This window comes from Variovorax sp. R-27 (assembly GCF_049913215.1).
In the GTDB taxonomy this organism is placed as follows: Bacteria; Pseudomonadota; Gammaproteobacteria; order Burkholderiales; family Burkholderiaceae_C; genus Variovorax.
On record NZ_CP183984.1, the window covers coordinates 3,905,554 to 3,930,840 of the forward strand.

At 66.7% G+C, this 25,287-nt stretch carries 25 protein-coding genes; 11 read left to right on the forward strand and 14 right to left on the reverse strand.

What is annotated here, in order from left to right; translation table 11 throughout:
* Positions 1-3: 3 nt before the first annotated feature.
* The 7 genes from ACN9MV_RS18305 to ACN9MV_RS18335 form a co-directional block, all read right to left on the reverse strand.
* Positions 4-783 carry an enoyl-CoA hydratase/isomerase family protein gene (locus ACN9MV_RS18305; protein WP_426388871.1) on the reverse strand — a complete coding sequence of 260 codons (780 nt, stop codon included), beginning with the start codon at positions 781-783 and terminating at the stop codon, positions 4-6.
* The gene (locus tag ACN9MV_RS18310; protein WP_258354427.1) at positions 780-1,766 is read right to left on the reverse strand and encodes a Bug family tripartite tricarboxylate transporter substrate binding protein; all 987 of its coding nucleotides are present in this window, start codon (positions 1,764-1,766) and stop codon (positions 780-782) included. The genes ACN9MV_RS18305 and ACN9MV_RS18310 overlap by 4 nt, the downstream gene beginning before the upstream one ends.
* 97 nt (positions 1,767-1,863) lie before the next feature.
* Positions 1,864-3,330, reverse strand: a complete 1,467-nt coding sequence (locus ACN9MV_RS18315; RefSeq protein WP_093175822.1) for a malonyl-CoA decarboxylase — start codon at positions 3,328-3,330, stop codon at positions 1,864-1,866.
* Positions 3,331-3,361: 31 nt separating this feature from the next.
* Complete coding sequence (locus ACN9MV_RS18320) at positions 3,362-4,030, reverse strand: GntR family transcriptional regulator (RefSeq protein ID WP_093073782.1); 669 nt, start codon at positions 4,028-4,030, stop codon at positions 3,362-3,364.
* Between the two features lie 112 nt (positions 4,031-4,142).
* Entirely contained in the window at positions 4,143-4,973 is an 831-nt protein-coding gene (lgt, locus tag ACN9MV_RS18325) for a prolipoprotein diacylglyceryl transferase (RefSeq protein WP_426388872.1), read from the reverse strand.
* Positions 4,974-5,038: 65 nt separating this feature from the next.
* Positions 5,039-5,308: a hypothetical protein gene (locus tag ACN9MV_RS18330; protein ID WP_426388873.1), complete on the reverse strand. Its 270-nt coding sequence runs from the start codon at positions 5,306-5,308 to the stop codon at positions 5,039-5,041.
* A 32-nt stretch (positions 5,309-5,340) separates the two neighbouring features.
* A complete protein-coding gene (locus tag ACN9MV_RS18335) occupies positions 5,341-6,114 on the reverse strand; it encodes an SDR family oxidoreductase (protein ID WP_426388874.1) in 774 nt (257 codons plus the stop codon).
* A gap of 125 nt (positions 6,115-6,239) precedes the next feature.
* Here ACN9MV_RS18335 and ACN9MV_RS18340 point away from each other — a divergent pair, with 125 nt between their 5' ends.
* Entirely contained in the window at positions 6,240-7,184 is a 945-nt protein-coding gene (locus tag ACN9MV_RS18340; protein WP_426388876.1) for a LysR substrate-binding domain-containing protein, read from the forward strand.
* 24 nt (positions 7,185-7,208) lie between these two features.
* Here ACN9MV_RS18340 and ACN9MV_RS18345 read toward each other — a convergent pair whose 3' ends face one another.
* Entirely contained in the window at positions 7,209-8,153 is a 945-nt protein-coding gene (locus ACN9MV_RS18345; protein WP_093073776.1) for a LysR family transcriptional regulator, read from the reverse strand.
* Positions 8,154-8,254: 101 nt separating this feature from the next.
* Between ACN9MV_RS18345 and ilvD the strand changes: the two genes are divergently transcribed.
* Positions 8,255-9,949 (forward strand): dihydroxy-acid dehydratase, encoded by a 1,695-nt coding sequence (gene ilvD / locus ACN9MV_RS18350; RefSeq protein WP_093056474.1) that lies wholly within the window; start codon positions 8,255-8,257, stop codon positions 9,947-9,949.
* A 10-nt stretch (positions 9,950-9,959) separates the two neighbouring features.
* On the opposite strand, the gene ACN9MV_RS18355 is transcribed toward ilvD, so the two are convergent.
* Positions 9,960-10,793, reverse strand: a complete 834-nt coding sequence (locus ACN9MV_RS18355) for a DUF3592 domain-containing protein (protein WP_426388879.1) — start codon at positions 10,791-10,793, stop codon at positions 9,960-9,962.
* Between the two features lie 52 nt (positions 10,794-10,845).
* Entirely contained in the window at positions 10,846-11,100 is a 255-nt protein-coding gene (locus ACN9MV_RS18360) for a TIGR04438 family Trp-rich protein (RefSeq protein ID WP_093056472.1), read from the reverse strand.
* Between the two features lie 108 nt (positions 11,101-11,208).
* Between ACN9MV_RS18360 and ACN9MV_RS18365 the strand changes: the two genes are divergently transcribed.
* A complete protein-coding gene (locus ACN9MV_RS18365; RefSeq protein ID WP_093056471.1) occupies positions 11,209-11,523 on the forward strand; it encodes a c-type cytochrome in 315 nt (104 codons plus the stop codon).
* Between the two features lie 11 nt (positions 11,524-11,534).
* Here ACN9MV_RS18365 and ACN9MV_RS18370 read toward each other — a convergent pair whose 3' ends face one another.
* Both ACN9MV_RS18370 and acs read right to left on the reverse strand, forming a co-directional pair.
* Positions 11,535-12,035 (reverse strand): Signal transduction histidine kinase, encoded by a 501-nt coding sequence (locus ACN9MV_RS18370; RefSeq protein WP_093073774.1) that lies wholly within the window; start codon positions 12,033-12,035, stop codon positions 11,535-11,537.
* A gap of 139 nt (positions 12,036-12,174) precedes the next feature.
* A complete protein-coding gene (gene acs / locus ACN9MV_RS18375) occupies positions 12,175-14,172 on the reverse strand; it encodes an acetate--CoA ligase (protein ID WP_426388880.1) in 1,998 nt (665 codons plus the stop codon).
* 157 nt (positions 14,173-14,329) lie between these two features.
* On the opposite strand from acs, the gene ACN9MV_RS18380 reads away from it, so the two are divergent.
* Positions 14,330-14,965: a YqhA family protein gene (locus tag ACN9MV_RS18380; protein ID WP_093056468.1), complete on the forward strand. Its 636-nt coding sequence runs from the start codon at positions 14,330-14,332 to the stop codon at positions 14,963-14,965.
* A 10-nt stretch (positions 14,966-14,975) separates the two neighbouring features.
* Here the strand turns inward: ACN9MV_RS18380 and ACN9MV_RS18385 are convergent, their stop codons facing one another.
* Positions 14,976-15,893: a LysR family transcriptional regulator gene (locus tag ACN9MV_RS18385; RefSeq protein ID WP_093056467.1), complete on the reverse strand. Its 918-nt coding sequence runs from the start codon at positions 15,891-15,893 to the stop codon at positions 14,976-14,978.
* 113 nt (positions 15,894-16,006) lie between these two features.
* On the opposite strand from ACN9MV_RS18385, the gene ACN9MV_RS18390 reads away from it, so the two are divergent.
* Complete coding sequence (locus ACN9MV_RS18390; RefSeq protein ID WP_426388881.1) at positions 16,007-16,624, forward strand: NAD(P)-dependent oxidoreductase; 618 nt, start codon at positions 16,007-16,009, stop codon at positions 16,622-16,624.
* Positions 16,625-16,671: 47 nt separating this feature from the next.
* Here ACN9MV_RS18390 and fumC read toward each other — a convergent pair whose 3' ends face one another.
* Positions 16,672-18,069, reverse strand: a complete 1,398-nt coding sequence (gene fumC, locus ACN9MV_RS18395) for a class II fumarate hydratase (protein ID WP_093056465.1) — start codon at positions 18,067-18,069, stop codon at positions 16,672-16,674.
* 524 nt (positions 18,070-18,593) lie between these two features.
* On the opposite strand from fumC, the gene proV reads away from it, so the two are divergent.
* Genes proV through ACN9MV_RS18425 form a run of 6 tightly spaced genes read left to right on the forward strand, consistent with a single transcriptional unit; the run spans position 18,594 to position 25,244 of the window.
* On the forward strand, positions 18,594-19,847 hold the full coding sequence (proV, locus tag ACN9MV_RS18400) for a glycine betaine/L-proline ABC transporter ATP-binding protein ProV (protein ID WP_426388882.1): 1,254 nt from the start codon (positions 18,594-18,596) through the stop codon (positions 19,845-19,847).
* Between the two features lie 20 nt (positions 19,848-19,867).
* Positions 19,868-21,013 (forward strand): glycine betaine/L-proline ABC transporter permease ProW, encoded by a 1,146-nt coding sequence (gene proW / locus ACN9MV_RS18405; protein WP_093073764.1) that lies wholly within the window; start codon positions 19,868-19,870, stop codon positions 21,011-21,013.
* Positions 21,014-21,035: 22 nt separating this feature from the next.
* A complete protein-coding gene (gene proX, locus ACN9MV_RS18410; protein ID WP_426388884.1) occupies positions 21,036-22,052 on the forward strand; it encodes a glycine betaine/L-proline ABC transporter substrate-binding protein ProX in 1,017 nt (338 codons plus the stop codon).
* A gap of 57 nt (positions 22,053-22,109) precedes the next feature.
* Positions 22,110-23,663, forward strand: coding sequence for a fumarate hydratase (locus tag ACN9MV_RS18415; RefSeq protein ID WP_093056461.1), 1,554 nt, complete (start codon positions 22,110-22,112; stop codon positions 23,661-23,663).
* Entirely contained in the window at positions 23,660-24,451 is a 792-nt protein-coding gene (gene murI / locus ACN9MV_RS18420; protein ID WP_426388886.1) for a glutamate racemase, read from the forward strand. Before ACN9MV_RS18415 ends, murI begins: the two co-directional genes overlap by 4 nt.
* A 13-nt stretch (positions 24,452-24,464) precedes the next feature.
* Positions 24,465-25,244, forward strand: a complete 780-nt coding sequence (locus ACN9MV_RS18425) for a hypothetical protein (RefSeq protein WP_093175852.1) — start codon at positions 24,465-24,467, stop codon at positions 25,242-25,244.
* Positions 25,245-25,287: the final 43 nt, after the last annotated feature.

The following is a 25,287-nucleotide window of genomic DNA, read 5'->3' on the forward strand; positions in this document are numbered from 1 at the left end:
TCTTCAGAAATTCGGGGTGCGCTTGGCGAGAAAGGCGGCGATGCCCTCGCGGTGTTCGGCGGAGTCGGCGTAGTCGTAGGCGGTGGCCAGCAGGTGGTGGGCCGACGGGGCTCCGGCCCGCAGTGCTGCAAAGGTCTGCTTGTGCAGGCGCGCGGCCTGCGGCGCGAGCGCGGCGATGCGCGTGGCGTGCGCCTGCACGGCGGCTGCCACTTCGTTGTCGGGCAGCACCTGCAGCAGAAAGCCCGCGTCGTACAGGCGCTGCGCACCGTGCACGCCAGCGGCGAGCAGCATGTCGCGCGCGAGCACGTCGCCAATGGCGCCATGCACCAGCGCGGCTTCGCGCGGCGCCATCGGAAAACCGAGCTTTGCGATAGGCGCGCCGAACTTCGCGGACGCGCCGGCCAAGCGGATGTCGCAGCAACTCGCGATCTCGATGCCCGCGCCCATGCAGGCGCCCTCGATCTGCGCGACGAGTGGCAGCGGGCAGTCGAGCATGGCCTGCAGCGCGGCCCACACTTCGTTCTCGTGAAACTCGCGCAGGCTGGGCTCTTCGAAGCGGAACGACGGGTACTCGGAGATGTCGCCGCCTGCGCAGAAGGCCCCGCCCTCGCCGCGCACGACGACGCAGCGCAGGCCACCATCGTCGTTGCGCAGGCTGTCGAACACGGCACGCAGCTCGCGCCACATGGCGCGCGTCATGGCATTGAGGCGCCCCGCGTTCGACAACGTGACGAACGCGCTGGCGCCTTCCTGGCGCAACGAGATGCCGCTGCCGCCTGTCATTCGATCTTTGCGCCCGAGGCCTTCACCACCGTGGCCCATCGCTTGATCTCGGAACTCACGAAGCTGCCGTAGGCAGGGCCCGTGAGGGTCGGGATTTCCGAGCCGTTCTGGGCCCAGATGTTCTTGATGTCGTCCGCCGCCAGCACCTTCTGCATCTCGGCGACGATCTGCGGCTGCACGTCGGCGGGCGTGCGCCGTGGTGCCCACAGTCCGTACCAGGTGGTCACGGTGTAGTCGGGCAAGCCCACCTCCGCGGCGCACGGCACGTCGGGGAACGCGGGGTTGCGCTTGGTGCCGGCCACCATCAGTGCCTTGATGCGGCCGCTCTTGATGTACTGGGCCGAGGAGCCGAGGCCATCGAACATCAGGTCGACATTGCCGGCGATCAGGTCCGCCAGTGCCGGCCCGGCACCACGGTAAGGAATGTGCGTGATGAAGGTGCCGGTCTGGATCTTGAACAACTCGCCGGCCAGGTGGTGCGAGGTGCCGGCGCCGGCCGAGCCGTAGTTCAGCTTGCCGGGGTTGGCCTTGGCAAGCGCGATGAATTCCTTGATGTTGTTGGCCGCCACGCGGCGCGGATTGACCACCACCACCTGCGGCACGTTGGCCAGCAGCATCAGCGGCGCGAAGTCTTTCTCGATGTCGTAGTCGAGCTTGGGATAGACGGACGGCGCAATGGCATGGTGCACCGCGCCCATGAACAGCGAGTAGCCGTCGGCCGAAGCCTTCGAGGCCACGCTCGCACCCAGCGTGCCGCCAGCGCCGCCGCGGTTGTCGATGATGAGCGACTGGTTCGTCAGCCTCGAGAACTGCCCCGACAGCGGCCGCGCGAACGCGTCCGTCCCGCCGCCGGCCGGGAACGGCACGATCATCGTCACGGGCTTCGTCGGCCAGCCCTGCTGGGCCCGCGCTGCGCCGCACAGAACGGCCGCACCGGCGGCAGCCACGCGCAGGACGTCGCGGCGTTGAAAGCTTGGGTTCATATGTCTCTTCTCCTGTCTGTCGTTGTGGATCTTGCCGCACCATGCGGCTGTTGCAGGCGCTTGCGGCGCCGGCGCTTGGGACTTTCCGATAAGGACTTCAGCCTTTTTTGAAGTACAGGCTTTCGACGTCTCCCGATACTGCCACCTTGCCATCCGCCAGCCAGGTGCGATGCTTGTCCAGGCGCTTGAGGTCGTAGAGGTAGTTGACCATGAGCCCGTAAGACTGCCTGTGCCCCTTGGGCGACGGATCGCCCGCCCAGTTCAGGCGCTCCACGCGGGCGCCGTTGCCCAGGTGGAAGCGAGCGACCGGGTCGGCCGGCGTGCCGTCGACCAGCGCGCGGCCGAGGTACTCGGCGGCGGCCTGCATCAGCCATTGGCGCAGCGGCGACTTGGCATCGAAAGTGGCGGCCGCGTCCACCGCGGCAAGCAGGCGCTCGGCGGTCGGCGGAAGCGAGCCGACGAGGCGGCCGAGCTCGGCCTCGCGCTTCTCGTCGAGGCGCGGCAGCAGGTCGGCGGCGTTCTTCGCGAGCCAGGTGCGAAAGCCCGGAATCGGCGAAAGCGTGGCGAAGGTCTTCAGGCGCGGCAGCTCGTCCTGCAGGGTCTCGACCACGCGCTTGATGAGCGAGTCGCCGAAGCTCACGCCGCGCAGGCCGTTCTGCGTGTTGCTGATCGAATAGAAGATCGCGGTGGTGGCCCTTGCCGGCAGCACGGGCACGGCGGCTTCGTCGAGCAGCGGCGTGATGCCGTCGCTGATGCGATCGACCAGCGCCACTTCGACAAAGATCAGCGGCTCGTTGGGCAGGCGCGGATGGAAGAAGCCGTAGCAGCGGCGGTCGCTGTCGTCGAGCCGGTTCTTAACGTCGGACCAGCTCTTGATGTCGTGCACCGCTTCGTAGCGAATGAGTTTTTCGATCAGCGAGGCGGGCGAATCCCAGTCGATGCGGCGCAGTTCGAGGAAGGCCACGTCGAACCAGGTGGAGAAGAGTTGCTCCAGCTCGGCGTCGAGCGCGAGCAGGCGCTTGTCGGCCTTCAGGCACGGAAGCAGGTCGGCGCGCAGGTCGACCAGGAAGCGCATGCCTTCAGGCTCGACCGCAAAGCGCTGCAGCAGGCGCATGCGCGGCGACACCAGTGCGCGGCGCAGGCGCAGCTCGGCCTGGCCTTCGTCGGGCGTGCCGACCGCCGCCTGGTGCTGGTCGCGGGCAGTCTTGAGCTTTTGCGCATCGGCGGCGAAATGCTCGCTCATCAGCGCCCAGTAGTCGCGGCGCTCCTCGGCCGTGGCGGCGCGGTAGGCGTCCGCGATGGCGTGGGCGCGGCGGCCACCCTCGACCTCGCTCACGCGCGGGTCGATCACGGCCTGCAAGTCGGCCAGCACGCGGCGCAGCGCGCGCGGCGACAGGGCTTCGTCAGCCTTGCGCAGAGTGACCTGCAGGCGCTCGGCGGTCGAGCGTGCGCTGGGCTTGGGCGCATTCTTCGGCGCGCTCTTGGCAGCGGCTTCGGGCGCCACGGGCACCTTGGACTTTTCGCCAGAACGCAGCCGCGCCTGGAACCATTCGGTCGCACTCATCGGGGGACTCCAATGCTTGAGGGGGTGATCGTCACGGCATCACCCTTGATTTCTGATGGCTCATGACTTCGCGCAGCGCCTCGCGCTGGCGCGTCATGTGCGTGCGCATGGCGGCGTCGGCGCCTTCGCTGTCGCGCGCCTTGAGCGCGGCGAACACGGCCAGATGCTCCGACAGGCTCTGGTCGAGCCGACCCGGCGCATGCAGCTGCTGCAGCCGCGCAAGCTTGAGGATCTTGCGCAGGTCGCCGATCACCTGCGCCAGCCACTTGTTGTCAGCGAGCTTGATGATCGCCTCGTGAATGATGTGGTTGGTGGCGTAGTAGTCGTTGATGCGGCGCGCCTTGGCGTGGCGCACCAGCCGCTCGTGCAGCGCGTCGAGTTCGTGCAGCTCGGCGTCGCTGGCATTGCGGGCGGCCTCGTAGGCGCAACGGCCTTCGAGCAGCGCGATGACGGGAAAGATCTCGTCGAGGTCACGCTCGGTCACCTCGTTGACGAAGCAGCCGCGCCGCGGCTCGTGCCGCAGCAGGCCTTCGGCGGTAAGCACCTTGAGCGCCTCGCGCAGCGGCGTGCGCGAGATGGAGAGCCGCTCGCACAGGGCTGCCTCGTCCAGGAAGCTGCCGGGAGTCAGCGTGCCGTCGAAGATCTGCTCGCGCAGCGTGGCGGCGACTTCATCGTGCAGGGAGTTGGGGACCAGGCGCATACGGATCGGGGCAGCAAGTGCGACGTAATTTTCTGTAATTACGCGTAATTCTGAGCCTGCACCCGATCCGGCGCGGCTGGTACTTACCCTGCGAACTTCCGATTCAAGAGGCTCAAGCGCGCGCGGTGGCGGCCTTGCTGCCGACGCGGCCGAACCAGAACCACAGCGCGATACCGGCAATCACCATCGGCACGCTGAGCCACTGCCCTTGGCTCAAGTTGAGTGCACGCAGGCCGAGGAAATCGTCAGGCTCGCGGAAGTACTCGGCCACGAAGCGCAGCACGCCGTAGCCGATCAGGAACACCGCGGCCACCTGCCCCTGCTTGCGTTCCTTGCGCGCATAGAGCCACATCACCACGAAGAGCAGCAGCCCTTCGAGCAGGAACTGGTAGACCTGCGAGGGATGGCGCGGCAGCATCGATCCGCTCTGCGGAAACACCATGCCCCAAGGCAGATCGGGGCTGCTGAAGCGGCCCCACAGCTCGCCGTTGATGAAGTTGCCCACGCGACCGGCAGCCAGACCTGTCGGCACGCAGGGCGCAACGAAATCCATCACCTGCCAGAACGGCCGTGCGCGCGAACGCGAGAACCAGACCATTGCGCCAATCACGCCGAGCAGCCCGCCGTGGAAGCTCATGCCGCCCTGCCACACGTAGAGGATTTCGAGCGGATGCGTGAGATAGAACTCGGGCTTGTAGAACAGGCAATAACCCAGCCGCCCGCCGACGATGACGCCCATCACGCCGAGGAAAAGAATGTCCTCGATGTCCCTGCGCTGCCATGCGCCTGCGCCCACCAGCGAGCGATACGGCTCATGCCGCAGCCGGCGCGTGCCGAGAAAATAGAAGAGCGCAAACGCGGCCAGGTAGGTCAGGCCGTACCAGTGAATGGCCACCGGCCCGAGTTGCAGGGCGATGGGGTTGATCTGCGGATACATGAGCATCCGCGGATTGTGCCCCGGCCGAATGTCGGGGCCGGGACGGGGATATTCAGGCCGCTACCGAAGAACTAGCGCCCGAACTTCCACCACAGCAGCCCTGCCACCACGGCCGGCACTGCGAAGATCAGCAGGAAGATCGGCAGCTCCTCGGCCACCGAGTACCCCGCCTTGATCACGCCCACGGCCATGTTGATGCCCGCGCCGATGAACCACGCCGGAATGAACCATTTGGCCGCCACGGCCAGCGCCGCCGAAGAGCCGTCGCCCGTGAAGCGCGCGGCCAGCAGGAACACCACCAGCAGCACGAAGCCGCCGCCCATCACCATGATCGTGTGCATGTCGTTCGTCCTCCAGGCGGCATCTTGCCGGATCAGCGTGTGGTGTAGCCGCCGTTGGCAAAAATCGTCTGCCCGGTGATCCACCAGCCTTCGGTGACGAGGAAGCGCACGATGGGTGCGATGTCTTCGATGTCGGTGAGGCCCTTCTTCGAGAACTTGCTCAGCGCGGCGGCGCTGCTGTGGTATTCGACGGCCTCCTTGCTCTCCTGCCCGTAGAAGAACGGCGTGTCCATCGGGCCAGGGCCAATCGCGTTGACCGAGATGCCGCGCTCGCCGAACTCCTTCGACGCGGCGCGCGTGTAGTGCTCCACCGCCGCCTTCGAGCCCGGATAGATCGCATAGAACGGCGTGTAGGCCGCCAGCAGCGAACTCACCAGCGTGACGATGCTGCCGCCGTCGGCCATCGTGCGGCCGGCCTGCTGGATGAAGAAGAAAGCAGCCTTGGCATTGGCGTCGAAGCTCTTGTCGTAGTCGGCCTCGGTGACGTCGAGGATCGGCTTCTTGATGACCACGCCGGCAGTGTTGATGGCGATGTCGACCTGCCCGAAGTGCTTCACGGCCTGGTCGAACAGCTTCGCGCTGTTGTCGACCACCGAGAGATCGCCCTGCACCAGCAGCGTATCGGCGCCCTTGGCCTTGAGCGCGGCGGCGGTTTTTTCGGCATCGGCGCGCGAGGCATCGCTGTTGTAGTGAATGGCGACGCCGCGGGCGCCGCCGTCGACCATCTGGCGGCCAATGAGGGCGCCGAGGTTCTTGCCACCGCCGGCGATGACGACGACCTTGTTCTTGAGAGTGCGTGCGGACATGAATGGACTCCTTTGTAGAGGGTGATGCGTGACGGGAGCATTCAGTCTATTGATCAGTACACGACAGATAAATCACCCAGTCAAGGCTAGACTGTTCAATAAATCACGAACAATCCAGATTACCCATGGACCGCATCGACCTCCTCCAGGTCTTCGTGCGCGTGGCCGAGGCCGGCAGCTTCACACGCGCAGCCGACCGCCTGGGCCTGCCGCGCGCGACCATCTCGACGGCCGTGCAGCAGCTCGAAACCCGCCTCGGCTCTCGCCTGCTGCACCGGACCACGCGCCGGGTGGGCCTCACGCCCGACGGCGAAGTGATGCTGGAGCGTGCCCGCGCGCTGGTGGCCGACATGGAAGACATGGAGCAGCAGTTCCTGCCCGCGCACGGCCAGGTGAGCGGCCGGCTCAAGGTCGACGTGCCGAGCCGCATCGCGCGGCGGCTGATCGCGCCAGCACTCCCGGGCTTCTTCGAGCGCCATCCGGCCATCGAGCTCGAACTGGGCTCCAGCGACCGCGCGGTGGATCTTGTGCTCGAAGGCGTCGACTGTGCGCTGCGCGTGGGGCCGCTGGCCAGCAGCAGCCTGGTGGCACGGCCGCTCGGGCATTTCACGTTGATCAACTGCGCGAGCCCGGCTTACCTGGCACGCCACGGCACGCCGCGCACGCCCGCCGATCTGCCGCAACACATGGCCGTCAACTACGCCTCGCCGACCAGCGGGCGCGCGGCGCCGTGGGAATGGCAGCGCGACGGGGAAACCGCGAGCTTGCGCATGCGCAGCCAGGTGGCGGCGAACAATGCCGAGACCTACATCGCCTGCGCACTGGCCGGCCTGGGCCTGATCCAGATTCCGGCGTACGACGTGCGCGAGCACCTCGCGGCCGGCGAACTGATCGAGGTGCTGGCCGACGCACGCGCCGAGCCGCTGCCGGTGCAGCTCGTGTACCCGCACCGGCGCAACCTGTCGCGGCGCGTGCAGGCCTTCGCGGGCTGGCTCGAAACCCTGCTCTCCGATTCGCTCGACCCGCGAGCGATGTCGAAGACGGGTGGCGCGCGGGCATCGCGCAGATAGAGGCAAAGGCAGGCGCCCTGCCCGCTATTTCGCCTGGGCCCGTGCCGTGCGCTCGCGCACGAACGCCACGAAACGCGCCAGCGCCGGATGCGCGGCCTGTGCGGGCCACACGAGGCTTGTCTCGCAGGCCGGCAAGGCCACGCGGCGCCGCCCAACGCCCTTGAACTCGTCGACCTGCCGGTAGACGACGCCCGCGCGCCGGAACTGCATCACGCTGTGCGGCACCCAGGCAACGCCGATGCCGCCCGACACCAGATTGACGATGGTCTGCATCTGGATTGCCTCCTGCGCCACCTGCGGCACGCGGCCGGCCGCGTGATAGAGGTCGAAGACCGCGTCGTGCAGCGAGGGCACGATGCGGCGCGGAAAGATCACCAACGGCTCGGCCAGCACCTCCGCCAGCGGCACGGGCCGCGCGCGGGCGAGCCGGTGCTGCGCCGGCAGGGCCAGCACCAGCGCCTCTTCCTCCACCGGCAACCGGGCCAGCCCTGGCGGCGCCGCACCGGGCGAATGCAGCATCAGCCCCGCATCGATCTCGCCACGTGCGAAGGCTTCGAGCTGCACGTCGCCGGTGGCCTCGACCAGTTCGAGCGCCACCTCGGGGCACAGCACGCGGAACTCGCGCACCCAGGCCGGCAGTTGCTCGAAGCCGACGGTCGAGACGAAGGCGATGCGCACCCGGCCCACCTGCCCCGCCGCCGCTGCCCGCGCCCGGGCAGGCAACGCCTGCGCGCGGGCCAGCAGCTCGCGCACATCTGGCAGCAAGGCCTCGCCGGCCGGCGTGAGCGCCACGCGCCGCCGGGTACGGTCGAACAGCACCACGCCCAGCGTCTTCTCGAGCTGGGCAATGGCTTGCGTGACCGGTGGCTGCGTCATGTGCAGCCGTAGCGCGGCGCGGCCGAAGTGCAGCTCTTCGGCCACGGCGACGAACTGGCGCCAGGCCCGCAGGTCGATCAGGGCTTCATTCATATGCCAAGCATATTAATCTGTGCTTGAAAATGGATTGGAAGCAATCAATCAGAAGTCCGATACTTGGGCTCCCCCGATCTCCCCACGATAGAAGAGACACCATGGACACCAAGCCAATCCAGATCAACCGCCGCAGCGCCAACATCGTCGAAGGCAAGAGTCGCGCGCCCAACCGCTCGATGTTCTACGCCATGGGCTACGAAGAGGGCGACTTCAAGAAGCCGATGGTCGGCGTCGCCAACGGCCACAGCACCATCACGCCCTGCAACTCGGGCCTGCAGAAGCTGGCCGACGCGGCCATCGCCGGCATCGAGGAAGCAGGCGGCAACGCGCAGGTGTTCGGCACGCCCACCATCTCCGACGGCATGGCCATGGGCACCGAGGGCATGAAGTACTCGCTGGTCAGCCGCGAAGTCATTTCCGACTGCATCGAGACCTGCGTGGGCGGCCAGTGGATGGACGGCGTGCTGGTGGTCGGCGGCTGCGACAAGAACATGCCCGGCGGCCTCATGGGCATGCTGCGCGCCAACGTACCGGCCATCTACGTCTACGGCGGCACCATCCTGCCGGGCCGCTACAAGGGGCAAGACCTGAACATCGTGAGCGTGTTCGAGGCCGTGGGCCAGAACGCCGCCGGCAACATGAGCGACGAAGACCTGCACGAGATCGAGAAGCGCGCCATTCCCGGCACCGGCTCTTGCGGCGGCATGTACACGGCCAACACCATGTCCAGCGCATTCGAGGCGCTGGGCATCTCGCTGCCCTACTCGTCGACTATGGCCAACCCGCACGACGAGAAGGCCAACTCGGCCAAGGAATCGGCCAAGGTGCTGATCGAGGCGATCAAGAAAGACCTGAAGCCGCGCGACATCGTGACCAAGAAGGCCATCGAAAACGCGGTGGCGGTCATCATGGCCACGGGCGGCTCGACCAACGCGGTGCTGCACTTCCTGGCCATTGCGCATGCGGCAGAGGTCGAATGGACCATCGACGACTTCGAGCGCATGCGCAAGAAGGTGCCGGTGATCTGCGACCTGAAGCCCTCGGGCAAGTACCTCGCGGTCGACCTGCACCAGGCCGGCGGCATTCCGCAAGTGATGAAGGTGCTGCTGAAGGCCGGCCTGCTGCATGGCGACTGCATCACCATCAGCGGCCAGACCATCGCCGAAGTGCTGAAGGACGTACCGGACGTGCCGCGCGCCGACCAGGACGTGATCCGCCCCATCGACAAGCCCATGTACGCGGAAGGCCACCTCGCCATCCTGAAGGGCAACCTGTCGCCCGAAGGCGCGGTCGCCAAGATCACCGGGCTGAAGAACCCGGTCATCACCGGCCCGGCGCGCGTGTTCGACGACGAGCAGTCGGCGCTCAAGGCCATCCTCGACGGCAAGATCAAGGCCGGCGACGTGATGGTGCTGCGCTACCTCGGCCCCAAGGGCGGCCCGGGCATGCCCGAAATGCTGGCGCCGACCGGCGCGCTGATCGGCGCGGGTCTCGGCGAAAGCGTGGGCCTGATCACCGACGGCCGCTTCTCGGGCGGTACCTGGGGCATGGTGGTGGGCCACGTAGCACCTGAAGCCGCAGCCGGCGGCACCATCGCCTTCGTGAACGAGGGCGACTCGATCACCATCGACGCACACGAACTCAAGCTCGAACTGAACGTGCCAGAAGCCGAGATCGCCAAGCGCCGCGAAGGCTGGAAGGCACCGGCTCCGCGCTACACGCGCGGCGTGCAGGCGAAGTTCGCGTTCAACGCCTCGAGCGCGAGCTCGGGCGCGGTGCTCGACAAGTTCTGAAATCCACCAGTCAGGCCATCATCCACGCGCCGTAGCCGAAGGCCAGAAACCCGAGGCCTACGATCGCGAGGATGCTGCGAGCCTGGAACTCCAGTGCCGGCGGCAGGCTTTGCACGAGAAAGTGCAGCATGGCGCCGGCGCCGATGGTCATGAAGCCCGCGCCAAACTGCTTCATCGGTTCCGGGTCGGGATAGAGAAACACCAGCGCGAAGCCGGCCAGGAAGACGATGTTGGCGAGCACGGTGCCGCGCGTGCGCCAGCGCTTCTGCACAGGCGTGGGCTCGCGCACCGGCGGCGGCCTGCTGCCGTAGCCGTATCTGCTGCGCCCCTCCTTCAGAGCCATGCCGATGAAGAACAGGCCGAACATGCTCGGAAACGCACCGAAGATGCCGAGCCCCCAGACCCCGCCCCACATGTTCTGGAAATCGGCCACCAGCGCCTTCGAGGGATCGGCCACGCTGTAGCGCACCTCCACCGCGTCGCCCCACTCCTTGCCCGACAGGCCGCCGCCCAGCCCCTTGACGCGGCGCTTCTCCCCGTCGGAAGCGGTGTATTCGACGATGGGCGCGCGCGAAACCGTGGTGCGGCCGTTGCTGTCCTTGCTTTGTTCGTCGACGAACTCGACCAGGCTGCCCTGCACGCTGGTGGTTCCGGCAATCGACTGGTAGCGGTGCCAGCCGATGGTGGCCGCACCGTAGAGGCCGGCGAAGCCGATCACCAGCGCCCCGACACCCACGCCCCAGAAAAAGCTCTTGAGCCACCCCACGAGCCCGCCGAGGGCCGGGCCGAGCAGCAGGGACAGCCCGAAGACGATCAGTGCGTGGGTAGTGGCTTCTTCGTCCATGGCACTTCTGCTTGATGCATGCGGTGCCGGGACTTCGGCCGATGGCGCTGACTCAGCGGCGCGGGCGCTGCCCGTTGCTGGTCTTCATGCCCATGTTGGTCTTCTGGCGGTCGATGCGGTCCTGCTTGCGCCGCTCTTCCCGCTCGATGACCTTGCGCTTGGTATAGCCCGACGAATCGGCCCAGGCCCACCACGCGACGGCCATCGCGAACGGAGACAGCACGATCCACCAGCTCCAGCCGGCGACCATGCCTACTTCGAGATACTTGAGGGCCAGTCCAAGCAGGCCCAATGCCAGAAACCACATTGCGAATCCCTCCGGGTCGTACTGGCAACGCATCCGTACGCCGTGCACGGTGCTACCTACAATCGCGTTGAGTCGAATGTAACTCAGCCCTTACCAAATAGATCCCCCATGAAAAGAGTCTTGTTGTCGGCAGCTCTGGGCCTCGGCCTCGTAACGCTCGCCGCGCCCGCCTTCGCAGACCTGGCCCTGGCGACTTCGAAGAACTGCATGAGCTGCCATGCGGTCGAGCGCAAGGTGCTCGGCCCGTCGTTCAAGGACGTCGCCGCCAAGTACAAGGACGACAAGGGCGCCGTCGACACTCTTGCCAGCAAGATCATGAAGGGCGGCTCCGGCGTGTGGGGACCGGTGCCGATGCCGGCGAACAACCAGGTCAGCGAAGCCGACGCAAAGAAGCTCGCGGCCTGGGTGCTGTCGACGAAGTAGGCCCCAGGGCATCACGCCTGCGGGTTGATGTCCGCCGGTACCGGCCGGCGCTCGATGCGGTCTTCGAGCTGGCCGATGTGCGCGGCCACGGTGTTGTCGGTCTGGTCCGAGCGCAGGCGGATCGCGGTTTCGAGCTGCTCCAGGCGAGCCAGCATCGCCGCCTGACGATCGGCGTTCTGCGCCATGTGCTTGTTCTCCTGCGCCTCCAGGAAATTGCGCAGTTCGGTGAAGCGCGAGGCTTCGGCCTTGTCCGCCAGGTCGCGCTGGACCTGCATTTCCTTGGTGTGGCGCTTGGTGTCGATCAGCACCGAGCTGTGCAGGTACAGCACGTAGACGAGGAAGAAGGCGGCCAGTACCACCGTCAGGCCCAGCATGATCAGGCCCAGCGGCGCCGAGACGGTCATGAAGCCCAGCCACACATCGGTGGATGCAGACAGCGTGCCCCAGTTCAGCGCGGCCAGCGCCGCGATGAGCAGCACGATGACAAAAAGAAAAGCGGATCTCACGCCCATGGGGGCCTCCTTCGGAAAGATCGAACACGTCGAAAACCCGTGCGCGTCGAGGCGCACGGTGGTTGCGACGGTTTTACCTCAGCGAAGAGCTCCGTTCGGTGCAGATGGCCGCATAGACGGCCATGTCCTACAGCACCGGTCAGTTGGTCTGTGACAACTGTTCCAAGATGGCCGGATTTTCGAGCGTCGAGGTGTCCTGCGTGATCGCCTCGCCCTTGGCAATGCTGCGCAGCAGCCGTCGCATGATCTTGCCGCTGCGGGTCTTGGGCAGGTTGTCGCCGAAGCGGATGTCCTTGGGCTTGGCGATAGGGCCGATTTCCTTCGCGACCCAGGCGCGCAGCTCGTTGGCGATCTGCTTGGCTTCTTCACCGGTCGGACGCGCGCGCTTGAGCACGACGAAGGCGCACACTGCCTCGCCCGTCACGTCGTCGGGCCGCCCTACCACCGCGGCTTCGGCCACGAGGTCGGTCTTGGACACCAGCGCCGATTCGATTTCCATCGTGCCCAGGCGGTGGCCCGACACGTTCAGCACGTCGTCGATGCGACCGGTGATGCGGAAGTAGCCGCGGTCGGCACTGCGCACAGCGCCGTCGCCGGCGAGGTAGATCGTGCCGCCCATCTCCTCGGGGAAGTAGCTCTTCTTGAAGCGCTCGGGGTCGTTCCAGATCGTGCGGATCATCGAGGGCCATGGCCGCTTGATGACCAGCATGCCGCCCGCGCCGTTGGGCAGGTCCTTGCCGGTCTCGTCGACGATGGCGGCCATGATGCCCGGCAGCGGCAGCGTGCACGAGCCCGGCACCAGCGGCGTGGCGCCCGGCAGCGGCGTGATCACGTGGCCGCCGGTCTCGGTCTGCCAGAAGGTATCGACGATGGGGCAGCGCTCGCCGCCGATATTGCGGTGGTACCACATCCACGCTTCAGGATTGATCGGCTCGCCGACCGAGCCGAGGATGCGCAGGCTCGTGAGGTCCCAGTTCTTCGGGTGCACTTTTTCATCGCCCTCGGCCGCCTTGATGAGCGAGCGGATGGCGGTGGGAGCGGTGTAGAACACGCTGACCTTGTGCTTCTCGATCATCTGCCAGAAGCGGCCCGCATGCGGGAAGGTCGGAATGCCCTCGAACACCACCTGCGTGGCGCCGGCCGCGAGCGGGCCGTAGGCGACGTAGGTGTGGCCGGTGATCCAGCCGATGTCGGCCGTGCACCAGAACACGTCTTCGGGGCGGATGTCGAAGGTCCAGTCCATCGTGAGCCTGGCCCACAGCAGGTAGCCGCCAGTTGCGTGCTGCACGCCCTTGGGCTTGCCGGTGGAGCCCGAGGTGTAGAGGATGAAGAGCGGGTGCTCGGCGTTGACTGGCACGGGGGCGCACTCGGTGCTCTGGCCCTTCAGCGCTTCGGCGAATGTCTTGTCGCGACCTTCCACGCGGTTCCACGCGCTAGGCGTGCGCTCGTACACGAACACCGTCTTGATCGACTCGCAGCCGCCGAGCGCGATGCCGTCATCCACGATGGCCTTGAGCGGCAACTCCTTGCCGCCGCGCAGTTGGTAATTGGCCGTGATGACCGCCACCGCACCCGCGTCGATGATGCGCTCCTGCAGCGCCTTGGCCGAGAAGCCGCCGAACACCACGCTGTGGGTGGCGCCGATGCGCGCGCAAGCCTGCATGGCGATCACGCCCTCGACCGTCATCGGCATATAGATGACGACGCGGTCGCCTTTCTGGATGCCCTGCGCCTTCAGCGCGTTGGCGAACTGGCTCACGCGGGCGAGCAGTTCCTTGTAGGTGACGTTGGTGACGGTGCCGTCGTCGGCTTCGAAGACGATGGCCGTCTTGTTCTCGACCGGGGTGCCGATGTGCCTGTCGAGGCAATTGGCGCTGGCATTGAGTTCGCCGTCGCCGAACCACTCGTAGAACGGCGCCTTCGACTCGTCGAGCGTCTTGGTGAAGGGCTTGGTCCAGTCCAGGTTGTCCTTGGCAAGGCGGGTCCAGAACCCTTCGAAATCCTGCTCGGCCTCCTTGCACAGGGCCTCATAGGCGGCCATGCCGGAAATGCGGGCGCCTTCGGTGGCGCGGGCGTCGGGCGGGAACACGCGGTTCTCGACCAGGACGGATTCAATGTTCTTCGATGCGCTGCTCATGCTCTATGTCTCCTGGATGGGTGCGGCCGTAATGTCGACGGGTCCACTTACGGGTCACTGACGGGCTTGCGAAGGTCAGATGTTAGTTCTCGGGGTTATCACGAGTGCGTCACTGGGGCACCTCTAGAATCCCCGGTCCCCAACCACCGCCTTGCCGATGTCCGCTCCCGAACCTTTCGACCCCCGGAACCCGCCCGTACCAGCCCGCGCTTCACCGCTGCGTCCCCTGCCCAAGCTGATCTTCGCGAGCCGCTGGCTGCAGCTGCCGCTGTACCTGGGGCTGATCGTGGCGCAGGCCGTGTACGTCGTGCACTTCCTGGTCGAGCTGCTGCACCTGGTCGAGGCCGCGTTCGGCAGCAAGGAAGCACTGCAGGCGCTCATTACCAGCATCGGCTACAAGACCACGGCGCCGGTCGGCACGCTCAACGAGACGGTGATCATGCTGGTGGTGCTGGCGCTGATCGACGTGGTGATGATCTCGAATCTGCTCATCATGGTGATCGTGGGCGGCTACGAGACCTTCGTGAGCCGCATGGACCTCGAAGGCCACCGTGACCAGCCCGAATGGCTGAGCCACGTGAACGCCTCGGTGCTCAAGGTGAAGCTGGCCACCGCCATCATCGGTATCAGTTCCATCCACCTGCTGAAGACTTTCATCAACGCGGACAACTACACCGACCGCGTGCTGATCGCGCAGACCGTGATCCACATCGCCTTCCTGTTCTCGGCAATGGCCATTGCCTACACCGACCGGCTGATGGCCCCGGCGCCTCACGCCGGCGACGGCCACTGAGCCTTGCCCCCTAGCCTGCGTGCGGCGCGTCCCACGCAGGCACTTCGGTGAATCGCTCGGCCAGGAAGTCGAGCATCGTGCGCAAGGTGGCCGGCATGTGCTTGCGAGAGGCGTACACGGCGTACATGCCCACCACTTGCGGCTCGAAATCGCCGAAGAGCCGCACCAGTTCTCCCTTCTGCAGCAGCTCCGACGTGAGATAGGTCGGCAGCATAGCGATGCCGGCCCCTGCCCTTGCCAGGTACATCAGGCTCGCCGCGTCGTTGGCGGAGACATTGCCATCCACGGCCACGGACACCGGCTCCCCGTTGTCCTTGCGCGTGAAGTTCCAGAGGCTGCGTCCAAAGTAGGAATGCGTGAGGCAGTTGCGCTGGGCCAGTTCTTCCACGCGCAGGGGTTTTCCGTGCTCCTTCAGATAGGCGGGTGAAGCGCAAACCACCGATCGGCACGTGGTGAGCCGGCGAGCGATCAGATTGGGGTCGATCTCTGCCGCTGTACGAATCGCGAGGTCGATGCGCTCGTCCACGAGATTGACGGTTCGATCCAGCAACACCAGGTCGACCATCACGGCCGGATAAAGCCGCACATAGTCGGCAATCGCGTCGGCCAGTTGCGCCTGCGCAAACGAGGTTCCTGTGGTGATGCGCAATTGCCCGCGCGGCGCCTCGGCCGGATGCCGCACCGCGGCCTGCATGTCGCCCGTGAGCTCCAGCACCTGGCGGCAACGCGGCAGCAGCTCTTCGCCGGCCGCAGTGAGGCTAAGGCGGCGCGTCGTGCGGTGCAGCAGGCGCGCGCCGGTCCATTGCTCCAGTTCGGCCACGTAGCGCGTGACCACCGGGCGGGACATGTCGAGCTTGTCGGCGGCGGCCGAAAGGCTGCCCGAATCGACCACGTTCACAAACACGCGCATGGCGTTCAATCGGTCCATTCGAACGATTTTAGGAATAAACAAGCGCGCAAATCGAGGTATTTCTTTCGAAACCAGAAACCTAAGATGCGGTTCATCCCATCCGATCTTTCGATCTTTCACAGGAGTCACTCATGAGCCACATCGCCATCATCGGCGCCACCGGACGCGCCGGCGGCCGCCTTCTGGAAGAAGCCCTGCGCCGCGGCCACACCGTCACGGCCATCGCCCGCAAGGCCACCGACAAGCTGGCAGGCCGCGCCAACGTGAAGGCCGTCGACCTCGACGTGCTCGATGGCGCAGCGCTCGAAAAAGCGCTGGCCGGCCACGACGCCGTGTTCAGTGCCGCGCACTTCTCCACGGTACCGCCCGCGGCCATCATCGAGCCGGTCAAGCGCTCGGGCGTGAAGCGCCTGCTGGTGGTCGGCGGCGCCGGCAGCCTGTTCGCGGCGCCCGGCCTGAAAGTGATCGACACGCCGAACTTCCCCGATGCCTACCGCGCCGAAGCTTCGGCCGGCGGCGTGTTCCTCGACACGCTGCGCAACGAGAAGGAACTCGACTGGACCTTCCTGTCGCCCTCGGCCGAGTTCGTCGAAGGCGAGCGCACCGGCAAGTTCCGCCTGGGCAAGGACGACCTGCTCGTGAGCGCCCAAGGCCGCAGCTGGATCACCTTCGAGGACTACGCAATCGCGTTCATCGACGAGCTTGAAAAGCCGGCGCACTCCCGTCAGCGATACACGATCGGCTACTGAAACAAAAAAGGACCCGACGAGGGTCCTTTTTCAATGGGCTGACCGAATCAACGGCCAGTCATGTTCTCCGGCACCACCCACTGGTCGAACTGCTCGGCCGTGAGGTGCCCCGAGGCAATCGCCGCTTCGCGCAGGCTCGTGCCTTCCTTGTGCGCCTTCTTGGCGATGTAGGCCGACTTGTCGTAGCCGATGTGCGTGTTCAGCGCCGTCACCAGCATCAGCGAACGCTGCACCAGCTCCGTGATGCGTTCGCGATTCGGCTCGATGCCCACCGCGCAGTGGTCGTTGAAGCTCACCATGCCGTCGGCCAGCAGGCGCACGCTCTGCAGGAAGTTGTGCGCCACCATCGGGCGGAACACGTTCAGTTCGAAGTTGCCCGAGGCGCCGCCGATGTTGATGGCCACGTCGTTGCCGAACACCTGCGCGGCCAGCATCGTGACGGCCTCGCTCTGGGTCGGGTTGACCTTGCCCGGCATGATCGACGAGCCCGGTTCGTTCTCGGGAATGCTCAGTTCGCCGATGCCGCTGCGCGGGCCGCTCGCGAGCCAACGCACGTCGTTGGCGATCTTGTTCATGCTGGCGGCCAGCGTCTTCAGCGCGCCGTGGGCGTGCACCAGCGCGTCGACGCTGGCCATCGCTTCGAACTTGTTCGGCGCGGTCACGAACGGCAGGCCCGTGAGCTTCGCCAGCTCGGCGGCCACCTGCTCTGCATAGCCCTTGGGCGCATTCAGCCCGGTGCCGACGGCCGTGCCGCCCAGCGCCAGTTCGCTCAGGTGCGGCAGCGCGGCGCGCACATGCGCCTCGCCGTGCGCGAGCTGCGCCACGTAGCCCGAGAACTCCTGGCCCAGCGTAAGCGGCGTGGCGTCCTGCAGGTGGGTGCGGCCGATCTTCACGATGTCGGCGAAGTCCTTGGACTTCTGCTCCAGCGTGCCGCGCAGCTTGGCAATGGCCGGCAGCAGCTTGTGCGTGATGGCCTCGACGGCGGCCACGTGCATGGCGGTCGGGAACACGTCATTGCTCGACTGGCTGCGGTTCACATCGTCGTTGGGGTGCACGAGGCGACCTTCGCCGCGCTCGCCGCCGAGGATTTCGCTGGCGCGGTTGGCCAGCACCTCGTTGACGTTCATGTTGGTCTGCGTGCCCGAGCCGGTCTGCCAGACCACCAGCGGGAACTCGCCCGGGTGCTTGCCGGCGATGACTTCGTCGGCGGCCGCCACGATGGCCTTGGTCTTCTTTTCGTCCTGCAGGCCCAGCGCGTGGTTGACCACGGCCGATGCGCGCTTGACCTGTGCCAGCGCCTTGATGATCTCGCGCGGCTGCTGCTCGCCGGAGATGTCGAAGTTCTGCAGCGAGCGCTGCGTTTGCGCGCCCCACAGCTTGTCGGCCGGCACGTCGATCGGTCCGAAGGTATCGCGCTCGGCACGGGTCTTGGGGGAAGTCGTCATGAGAAAAAGCTCCGCAGGATCATGAAAGGTCGCGCCGCTCGGCGGGCGCGAGCCCGAGTATCGGCCAATAGGAATAGCTCGCATCTGACGAGGCCATTGGCTGGCCGCTGACATCACGATACGCCTCCCGCCTTGACCGCATCATGTCGAAAAGTTATGATCAAAGGCTTCTGACGACCAACAAGTCATGATGAGTTCGGGTTCCCCGCTCTCTTGAACTTGCAGGTCACCCCTTCACTACTCGCGGATCTCCGAATCCCGTCGCGGTGCAAGGTTCTCCCGCCGGGCCCAGCCCGGCAAACCGGCCGGATCTTTTCCGTCCCCATTGCCACGTCACGCTCATCCAGGCGGCGCCCCTCGACCAGGCCCGTTGCCCTGCGAATGAAGCATCCGGCGGGCACTGGCTTCGTCGCCATGTCGTCTTCAGTGCCTGTCGGCAGCCCATCCAATGGGCTGGGGGCGTGCTCGCGTCGCCCTTGCGGGGGTGGCGATCTGTCAACCCCTCACCAAAGGAGCCCCGACGTATGGCCAAAGGAATTCTCATCGACCATGTCTTCAAGGTGTTCGGCGACGAGCCCGAACAAGCCCTGGAGCTGGTCCGGCAAGGTTTTTCCAAGAAGGAAATCCTGGCGCGCACCGGCCAGTCGATCGGCGTGTTCGACGCCACCTTCGAAATCCAGGCCGGAGAAATCTTCGTCATCATGGGTCTCTCGGGTTCGGGCAAGTCGACGCTGGTGCGCCTCTTGAACCGGCTGATCGAACCGACCGCGGGCCGCATCGTGATCGACGGCGCGGACATCAACGAACACTCCGACACCAAGCTGCGCGCGCTGCGCCGCAAGGACATCAGCATGGTGTTCCAGTCGTTCGCGCTGATGCCGCACATGACGGTGCGCGAGAACACCGCCTTCGGCCTCGAACTCTCGGGCACGAGCAAGAAGGAGCGCCTGGCGCAAGCCGACCTCGCGCTCGCGCAGGTGGGGCTGGCGGGCTGGGGCGACAGCTATCCCGACGAGCTCTCGGGCGGCATGCAGCAGCGCGTGGGCCTGGCGCGGGCGCTGGCCTCGGACCCGTCGATCCTGCTGATGGACGAGGCCTTCTCGGCCCTCGACCCGATCATCCGCACCGAGATGCAGTCGGAGCTGCTGCGGCTTCAACAGGAGCAGCGCCGCACCATCGTCTTCATCTCGCACGACCTCGACGAGGCCATGCGCATCGGCGACCGCATCGCGATCATGAAGGACGGCCAGGTGATCCAGGTCGGCACGCCCGACGAGATCTTGCGCAGTCCCGCCAACGACTACGTGCGCAGCTTCGTGCGCGGCGTGGACGCGGCGGCCGTGTTCAAGGCAGCGGACATCGCGCGCAAATCGCTCACCGTGGTGTGCGAGCACCCCGAGCGCGGTGCGCGCGCGGCGCTCAAGCTGCTGGAAGACCAGGATCGCGACTTCGCCTACGTGACGAGCCCCAACAAGCGCTTCCTCGGCGTGGTGTCGGCGGACACGCTGCGCGGCGCGCTCGATGGACATTCGGGCCCGCTGGGGCTGCAGCACGCGTTTCTCAACGAGCTGCCGCGCATCGACGCCGAAGCTCCCGTGGCAGGCCTGATCGGCCAGCTCGCGCAGGCGCCGTGCGCGCTGCCAGTAGTGGCGAACGACGGCCGCTTCTGCGGTGCGATCAGCAAGACGACGCTGCTGAAATTCCTCGACCGCGACACGCCGCCGATCGAGCCCGTCTTGCCCAACGCTGCCCCTGCTCTCGCCGCCGAGCCGCACTGAATTCACGAAGGACCTGAACGATGAACGACAACACACTTCCTTCCGACCTGAGCACGCCCGCGGCCCCTGCCTTCGTCGATCCGTGGGAAGCGCTCTCGGCCGCGCCCGACACCTCGGCCACCAGCGCCTGGCTCGACGCGCCGGTGAACGCCGCCCACCAACTTGCGGGACAAGCCGACGCCGCCACCAGCGGCTTCCAGCTGCACCGCCTGTGGGACGGCTCCCTGCCCGTCGAATCGTGGATCAACCAGGGCCTCGGCTGGGTGGTCGAGCACTTCCGCCCCTTCTTCCAGACCGTGCGCCTGCCCATCGACAGCACGCTGAACTGGGTGCAGGGCCTGCTCACCGGCCTGCCCACGCTGGCGATGATCGCCCTCATCGGCCTCTTCGCCTGGCAGTTCGCCGGCCGCGCGCTGGCCATCGGCACCACGGTGGCGCTGCTGCTCGTGGCCATGCTCGGCATCTGGCCCGAGGCGATGGTGACGCTGTCGCTGGTGCTGACCTCTCTGGTGTTCTGCATGGTCATCGGCCTGCCGCTGGGCGTGCTGCTGGCAAGCAGCGACCGGGCGCAGCGAATCATGCGGCCGGTGCTCGACGCGATGCAGACCACGCCGGCCTTCGTGTACCTCGTGCCGGTGGTGATGCTGTTCGGCATCGGCAATGTGCCGGGTGTGATCGTGACGATCATCTTCGCGCTGGCGCCGCTGGTGCGCCTGACCAACCTCGGCCTGCGCCAGGTGCGCCCCGACCTCATCGAGGCCGCGCGCGCCTACGGCGCTTCGCCCTGGCAGATGCTGGTGAAGGTGCAGTTGCCGCTGGCCATGCCGTCGATCATGGCGGGCATCAACCAGGCGCTGATGCTGTCGCTGTCGATGGTCGTCATCGCCTCGATGATCGCCGTAGGCGGCCTGGGCCAGATGGTGCTGCGCGGCATCGGCCGGCTCGACATGGGCCTGGCGACCGTTGGCGGGCTCGGCATCGTGCTGCTGGCGATCTCGCTGGACCGGCTGACGCAAGCCATGGGCAAGTCGCGCCGCAGCGCTGGCCGCCGCTGGTGGCACACCGGGCCAGTGGGCTTCGCGCTGCGAGTGCTGCAGCGCCTTGTGGGTTCGCCCTCGCAACCGGGCAACCAGCCGGTTCCCGCCCTGTCCACGCAAGCGCAATAAGCCGCACGGAGGAACACAACGCATGAAGAAAACCAGTTTCATCGCACGCGGCCTGCTGGCCCTCGCCTTCGTGGCCTCGGGCATGGCCGCCCATGCTGCCAACGACCTGCCCGGCAAGGGCGTTACCGTGCAGCCGCTGAAAAGCTCGCTCGCGGAAGAAGCCTTCCAGACGCTGCTGGTGATGCGCGCGCTCGAAAAGCTCGGCTACACCGTCGAGCCCATGAAAGACCTGGAGCCCGCCACCGAGCATCTGGCCATTGCCAACGGCGACGCCACCTTCATGGCCAACCACTGGAGCCTGCTGCACGCCGACTTCTACAAGAACAGCGGCGGCGACGCCAAGCTGTGGCGCAAGGGCGTGTACTCGGACGGCGCCGTGCAGGGCTACCTGATCGACCGCAAGACGGCAGAGCAGTACGGCATCACGAACATCGCACAGCTGAAGGACCCTGCCATCGCGAAGCTGTTCGACGCAGACGGCGACGGCAAGGCCGACCTGACTGGCTGCAACCCCGGCTGGGGCTGCGAGCTGGCCATCGAGAACCACCTCACGGCCTATCAGCTGCGCGACACCGTCACGCACAAGCAGGGCAGCTACGCCGCGCTGATGGCCGACACCATCGCCCGCTTCAAGCAGGACAAGCCGGTGCTGTACTACACGTGGACGCCGTACTGGGTGAGCGCCGTGCTGCGCCCGGGCGCTGACGTTGTGTGGCTGCAGGTGCCCTTCTCTTCCTCGCAAGGCTCCTCGCAGGGCGGCAACGTCGACACGCAGTTGCCCAACGGCAGGAACTACGGCTTCCAGGCCAACCAGGAGCAGATCGTCGCCAACCGGGCCTTCGCCGAGAAGAACCCGGCCGCGGCCAAGCTCTTCGAGGTGATGAAGCTGCCGATCGGCGACATCAATGCCCAGAACCTGCGCATGAGCCAGGGCGCCAACACGCAGCAGGACGTGGAGCGGCACACCGACGGGTGGATCCGGGTGCACCGTCCTCTGTTCGACGGCTGGATAGAGCAAGCCCGAGCCGCAGCGCGGTAGGCGCGTCGGCTGAGATAATCGGGGGGCGTTTCACACTCCAAAAAAACTCCCCCCACCATGACGACCACGATCCAGCAGGCCGACCTGATCGAATCGATCAGCGCCGCGCTGCAGTACATCAGCTACTACCACCCCGCCGACTACATCGCCCACCTGGCCCGCGCCTACGAGCGCGAGCAGAGCCCCGCGGCCAAGGACGCCATCGCGCAGATCCTGACCAACAGCAAGATGAGCGCCACGGGCCAGCGTCCGATCTGCCAGGACACCGGCATCGTCAACGTGTTCCTCAAGGTGGGCATGGACGTGCGCTGGGGTGGCTTCACCGGCAGCCTCGACGACGCCATCAACGAAGGCGTGCGCCGCGGCTACAACCACCCCGACAACACACTGCGCGCCTCGGTCGTGGCCGACCCGCAGTTCGACCGCAAGAACACCAAGGACAACACGCCCGCGGTGATCTTCACCGAGATCGTTCCCGGCAACACCGTTGAAGTGACGGTCGCGGCCAAGGGCGGCGGCAGCGAGAACAAGAGCAAGCTGGTCATGCTGAACCCCGGCGACAGCGTGGTCGACTGGGTGCTCAAGACCGTGCCCACCATGGGCGCCGGCTGGTGCCCGCCGGGCATGCTGGGCATCGGCATCGGCGGCACGGCCGAGAAGGCTGCGCTGATGGCCAAGGAAAGCCTGATGGACGACCTCGACATGCATGAGCTGCAGGCCAAGAAGAAGTCGGGCGCCGAGCTGAGCAAGGTCGAGGCGCTGCGCATCGAGCTGTACGAGAAGGTCAACGCGCTGGGCATCGGCGCACAGGGCCTGGGCGGCCTGGCCACCGTGCTCGACGTCAAGATCCAGATGTACCCGACGCATGCGGCGAGCAAGCCCGTTGCGATGATCCCCAACTGCGCGGCCACCCGCCACGCGCACTTCACGATGGACGGCAGCGGCCCTGTCTACCTCGACCCGCCGTCGCTCGACCTGTGGCCCGACGTCAACTGGGCGCCTGACGAGAAGAAGAGCAAGCGCGTCGACCTCGACAAGCTCACGCCCGCCGAAGTGGCAAGCTGGAAGCCGGGCGACACGCTGCTGCTCAACGGCAAGATGCTCACCGGCCGCGACGCCGCGCACAAGCGCATCCAGGACATGCTGGCCAAGGGCGAGAAGCTGCCGGTGGACTTCACCAACCGCGTCATCTACTACGTCGGCCCGGTCGATCCGGTCGGCGACGAAGCCGTGGGCCCCGCCGGCCCGACCACCGCCACGCGCATGGACGGCTTCACCGAGATGATGCTGGCGCAGACCGGCCTGATCGCGATGATCGGCAAGGCCGAGCGCGGCCCGGTTGCCATCGAGGCCATCAAGAAGCACAAGAGCGCCTACCTCATGGCCGTGGGCGGCGCCGCCTACCTCGTGAGCAAGGCCATCAAGACCGCCAAGGTCGTGGGCTTCGAAGACCTGGGCATGGAAGCGATCTATGAATTCGACGTGGTCGACATGCCCGTGACGGTGGCGGTCGATGCCGGCGGCACCAGCGCGCACATCACCGGCCCGGCCGAGTGGCAGAAGCGCATTGCCAGCGGCGAGTTCAAGACCATCATGATGGAAGAAGCTTGAGCGCTGTAGGCGTCTTCGACAGCGGAGTCGGCGGGCTCAGCGTGCTGGCCGCGCTGCGGGCCGAACTGCCGCACGAACGCTTCGTGTACTTCGCCGACACGGCCTATGCGCCGTACGGCGAGCGCGGAGACGCCTATGTGATCGAGCGCTCGCGCACCGTGGTCGAACACCTGCGGCGCGAGCACGGCATCAAGGCGCTCGTGGTGGCCTGCAACACGGCGACCACGGCCGCCATCCATCTGATGCGCGCCGAGAATCCCGACCTGCCGATCGTCGGGCTGGAACCTGGTCTCAAGCCCGCCGTGGCCGCGAGCCGCACGGGGCGCATCTCGGTGATGGCCACGCGCGGCACGCTGGCCAGCGCCAAGTACGCCACGCTGCGCGCCTCGTTCGCCGGGTCGGCCGATGTGCGTCCCGTGCCCTGCGACGGGCTCGTGAAGGCCATCGAAGGCTTCGACTCGGCGGGCATCGCGGCGCTGTGCGAACGCTACATGGCCGAAGCCGGCCCCTTCGGCGATGCGCCTGGCGAAGTCGACACGGTGGTGCTTGGCTGCACCCACTACCCGCTCGTGAAGGACGAGTTGCGCCGACATGCGCCGGCCACGCTGCGGTTCATCGACACGGGCGTGCCGGTCGCGCAGCAGACGCGGCGCCTGTTGACAGCGGCAGGCCAGCTCGCGGACAGCGGCAGTGGCGGCCTGCTTCTGCAGAGCAGCGGCGACATCGCCGTGCTCGAAGCCGCGGCCGCGCGATGGCTCGGGCTCCCTTCTGCTGCGGCCACGACCTGACCTGGTCCGAGTCATGCGTCTCCTGCGCCACGCCGCCCTCCTCCTGTGCCTCTCGGCCGCCGGCCTGAGCCACGCGGCCTGCGAGAGCGGCCTTGCCGAACGCATGCACGCCAAGCTGCATCCCAATCGCCCGCTCGACGAGCGGCTCGCGGCCTGCAAGGTCTGGCCGGCCTTTCCCGGACGCAGCATCGTCGTGCTGCCGATGCCGCGCGAAACCACCGACCGGGGCGCCAAGGTTTTCGACCTGGAAATCCTGCTGATCCAGCGCCCCGACAACGGCAACACCGATCGCGACACCGTCATCGGCCGGCTCGTGCAGCCCGAGGCACTCGACGAAGACGCCACCACGTCGATCCAGGACATCCGCATCGACACCTCGCGCTACGTGCTGTCGCCCGAGGCCCGCGCCTTCGGCCTGCGCGTGCGCTACCGGGGCAGCAACGCGCCCGGCAGCCCCCTGGCCAGCGAAACCGTGCGGCTCTACGTGCACCATGGCAAGCAGTTGCGCCAAGTGCTGCAGGAGATCGAGCTCGACCACGACCACGGCGGGTGGGACTCCACTTGCACCGGCCACTTCGAGAAGCTGCGCACCATGCTGTCGGTCGGCAAGGGCAGCAGCAACGGCTTTGCCGATCTGCAGCTGTCGCGCACGCTGCTGCAGAGCCGTGCGCAGGAGCAGGAAGACCAGGGCTGCGTGGAAAAGGCACTGCCCGCGAAGTTCGACACGGTCACGCTGCGCTACGACGGGGAGCGCTTCAAGGTGCCGAAGTCGCTGCGACAACAGACGCCCTGACGGGCGCCTGACCCACGGCCGGTTTTTCACCGAGCCGTCACAC

Excerpts from the sequence above, each read along its gene's own strand:
- ACN9MV_RS18315 (WP_093175822.1), bottom strand. The coding sequence starts at position 3,330 with ATGAGTGCGACCGAATGGTTCCAGGCGCGGCTGCGTTCTGGCGAAAAG.
- acs (WP_426388880.1), bottom strand. The coding sequence starts at position 14,172 with ATGAGCAGCGCATCGAAGAACATTGAATCCGTCCTGGTCGAGAACCGC.
- ACN9MV_RS18310 (WP_258354427.1), bottom strand. The coding sequence starts at position 1,766 with ATGAACCCAAGCTTTCAACGCCGCGACGTCCTGCGCGTGGCTGCCGCC.
- ACN9MV_RS18340 (WP_426388876.1), top strand. The coding sequence starts at position 6,240 with ATGGACCGCATCGACCTCCTCCAGGTCTTCGTGCGCGTGGCCGAGGCC.
- ACN9MV_RS18370 (WP_093073774.1), bottom strand. The coding sequence starts at position 12,035 with ATGGGCGTGAGATCCGCTTTTCTTTTTGTCATCGTGCTGCTCATCGCG.
- ACN9MV_RS18415 (WP_093056461.1), top strand. The coding sequence starts at position 22,110 with ATGACGACCACGATCCAGCAGGCCGACCTGATCGAATCGATCAGCGCC.
- ACN9MV_RS18335 (WP_426388874.1), bottom strand. The coding sequence starts at position 6,114 with ATGTCCGCACGCACTCTCAAGAACAAGGTCGTCGTCATCGCCGGCGGT.
- ACN9MV_RS18425 (WP_093175852.1), top strand. The coding sequence starts at position 24,465 with ATGCGTCTCCTGCGCCACGCCGCCCTCCTCCTGTGCCTCTCGGCCGCC.
- ACN9MV_RS18385 (WP_093056467.1), bottom strand. The coding sequence starts at position 15,893 with ATGGACCGATTGAACGCCATGCGCGTGTTTGTGAACGTGGTCGATTCG.
- ACN9MV_RS18365 (WP_093056471.1), top strand. The coding sequence starts at position 11,209 with ATGAAAAGAGTCTTGTTGTCGGCAGCTCTGGGCCTCGGCCTCGTAACG.
- proX (WP_426388884.1), top strand. The coding sequence starts at position 21,036 with ATGAAGAAAACCAGTTTCATCGCACGCGGCCTGCTGGCCCTCGCCTTC.
- proW (WP_093073764.1), top strand. The coding sequence starts at position 19,868 with ATGAACGACAACACACTTCCTTCCGACCTGAGCACGCCCGCGGCCCCT.
- ACN9MV_RS18355 (WP_426388879.1), bottom strand. The coding sequence starts at position 10,793 with ATGGACGAAGAAGCCACTACCCACGCACTGATCGTCTTCGGGCTGTCC.
- ACN9MV_RS18345 (WP_093073776.1), bottom strand. The coding sequence starts at position 8,153 with ATGAATGAAGCCCTGATCGACCTGCGGGCCTGGCGCCAGTTCGTCGCC.
- proV (WP_426388882.1), top strand. The coding sequence starts at position 18,594 with ATGGCCAAAGGAATTCTCATCGACCATGTCTTCAAGGTGTTCGGCGAC.
- ACN9MV_RS18320 (WP_093073782.1), bottom strand. The coding sequence starts at position 4,030 with ATGCGCCTGGTCCCCAACTCCCTGCACGATGAAGTCGCCGCCACGCTG.
- ACN9MV_RS18330 (WP_426388873.1), bottom strand. The coding sequence starts at position 5,308 with ATGCACACGATCATGGTGATGGGCGGCGGCTTCGTGCTGCTGGTGGTG.
- fumC (WP_093056465.1), bottom strand. The coding sequence starts at position 18,069 with ATGACGACTTCCCCCAAGACCCGTGCCGAGCGCGATACCTTCGGACCG.
- lgt (WP_426388872.1), bottom strand. The coding sequence starts at position 4,973 with ATGCTCATGTATCCGCAGATCAACCCCATCGCCCTGCAACTCGGGCCG.
- ACN9MV_RS18380 (WP_093056468.1), top strand. The coding sequence starts at position 14,330 with ATGTCCGCTCCCGAACCTTTCGACCCCCGGAACCCGCCCGTACCAGCC.
- ACN9MV_RS18390 (WP_426388881.1), top strand. The coding sequence starts at position 16,007 with ATGAGCCACATCGCCATCATCGGCGCCACCGGACGCGCCGGCGGCCGC.
- ilvD (WP_093056474.1), top strand. The coding sequence starts at position 8,255 with ATGGACACCAAGCCAATCCAGATCAACCGCCGCAGCGCCAACATCGTC.
- ACN9MV_RS18305 (WP_426388871.1), bottom strand. The coding sequence starts at position 783 with ATGACAGGCGGCAGCGGCATCTCGTTGCGCCAGGAAGGCGCCAGCGCG.
- ACN9MV_RS18360 (WP_093056472.1), bottom strand. The coding sequence starts at position 11,100 with ATGTGGTTTCTGGCATTGGGCCTGCTTGGACTGGCCCTCAAGTATCTC.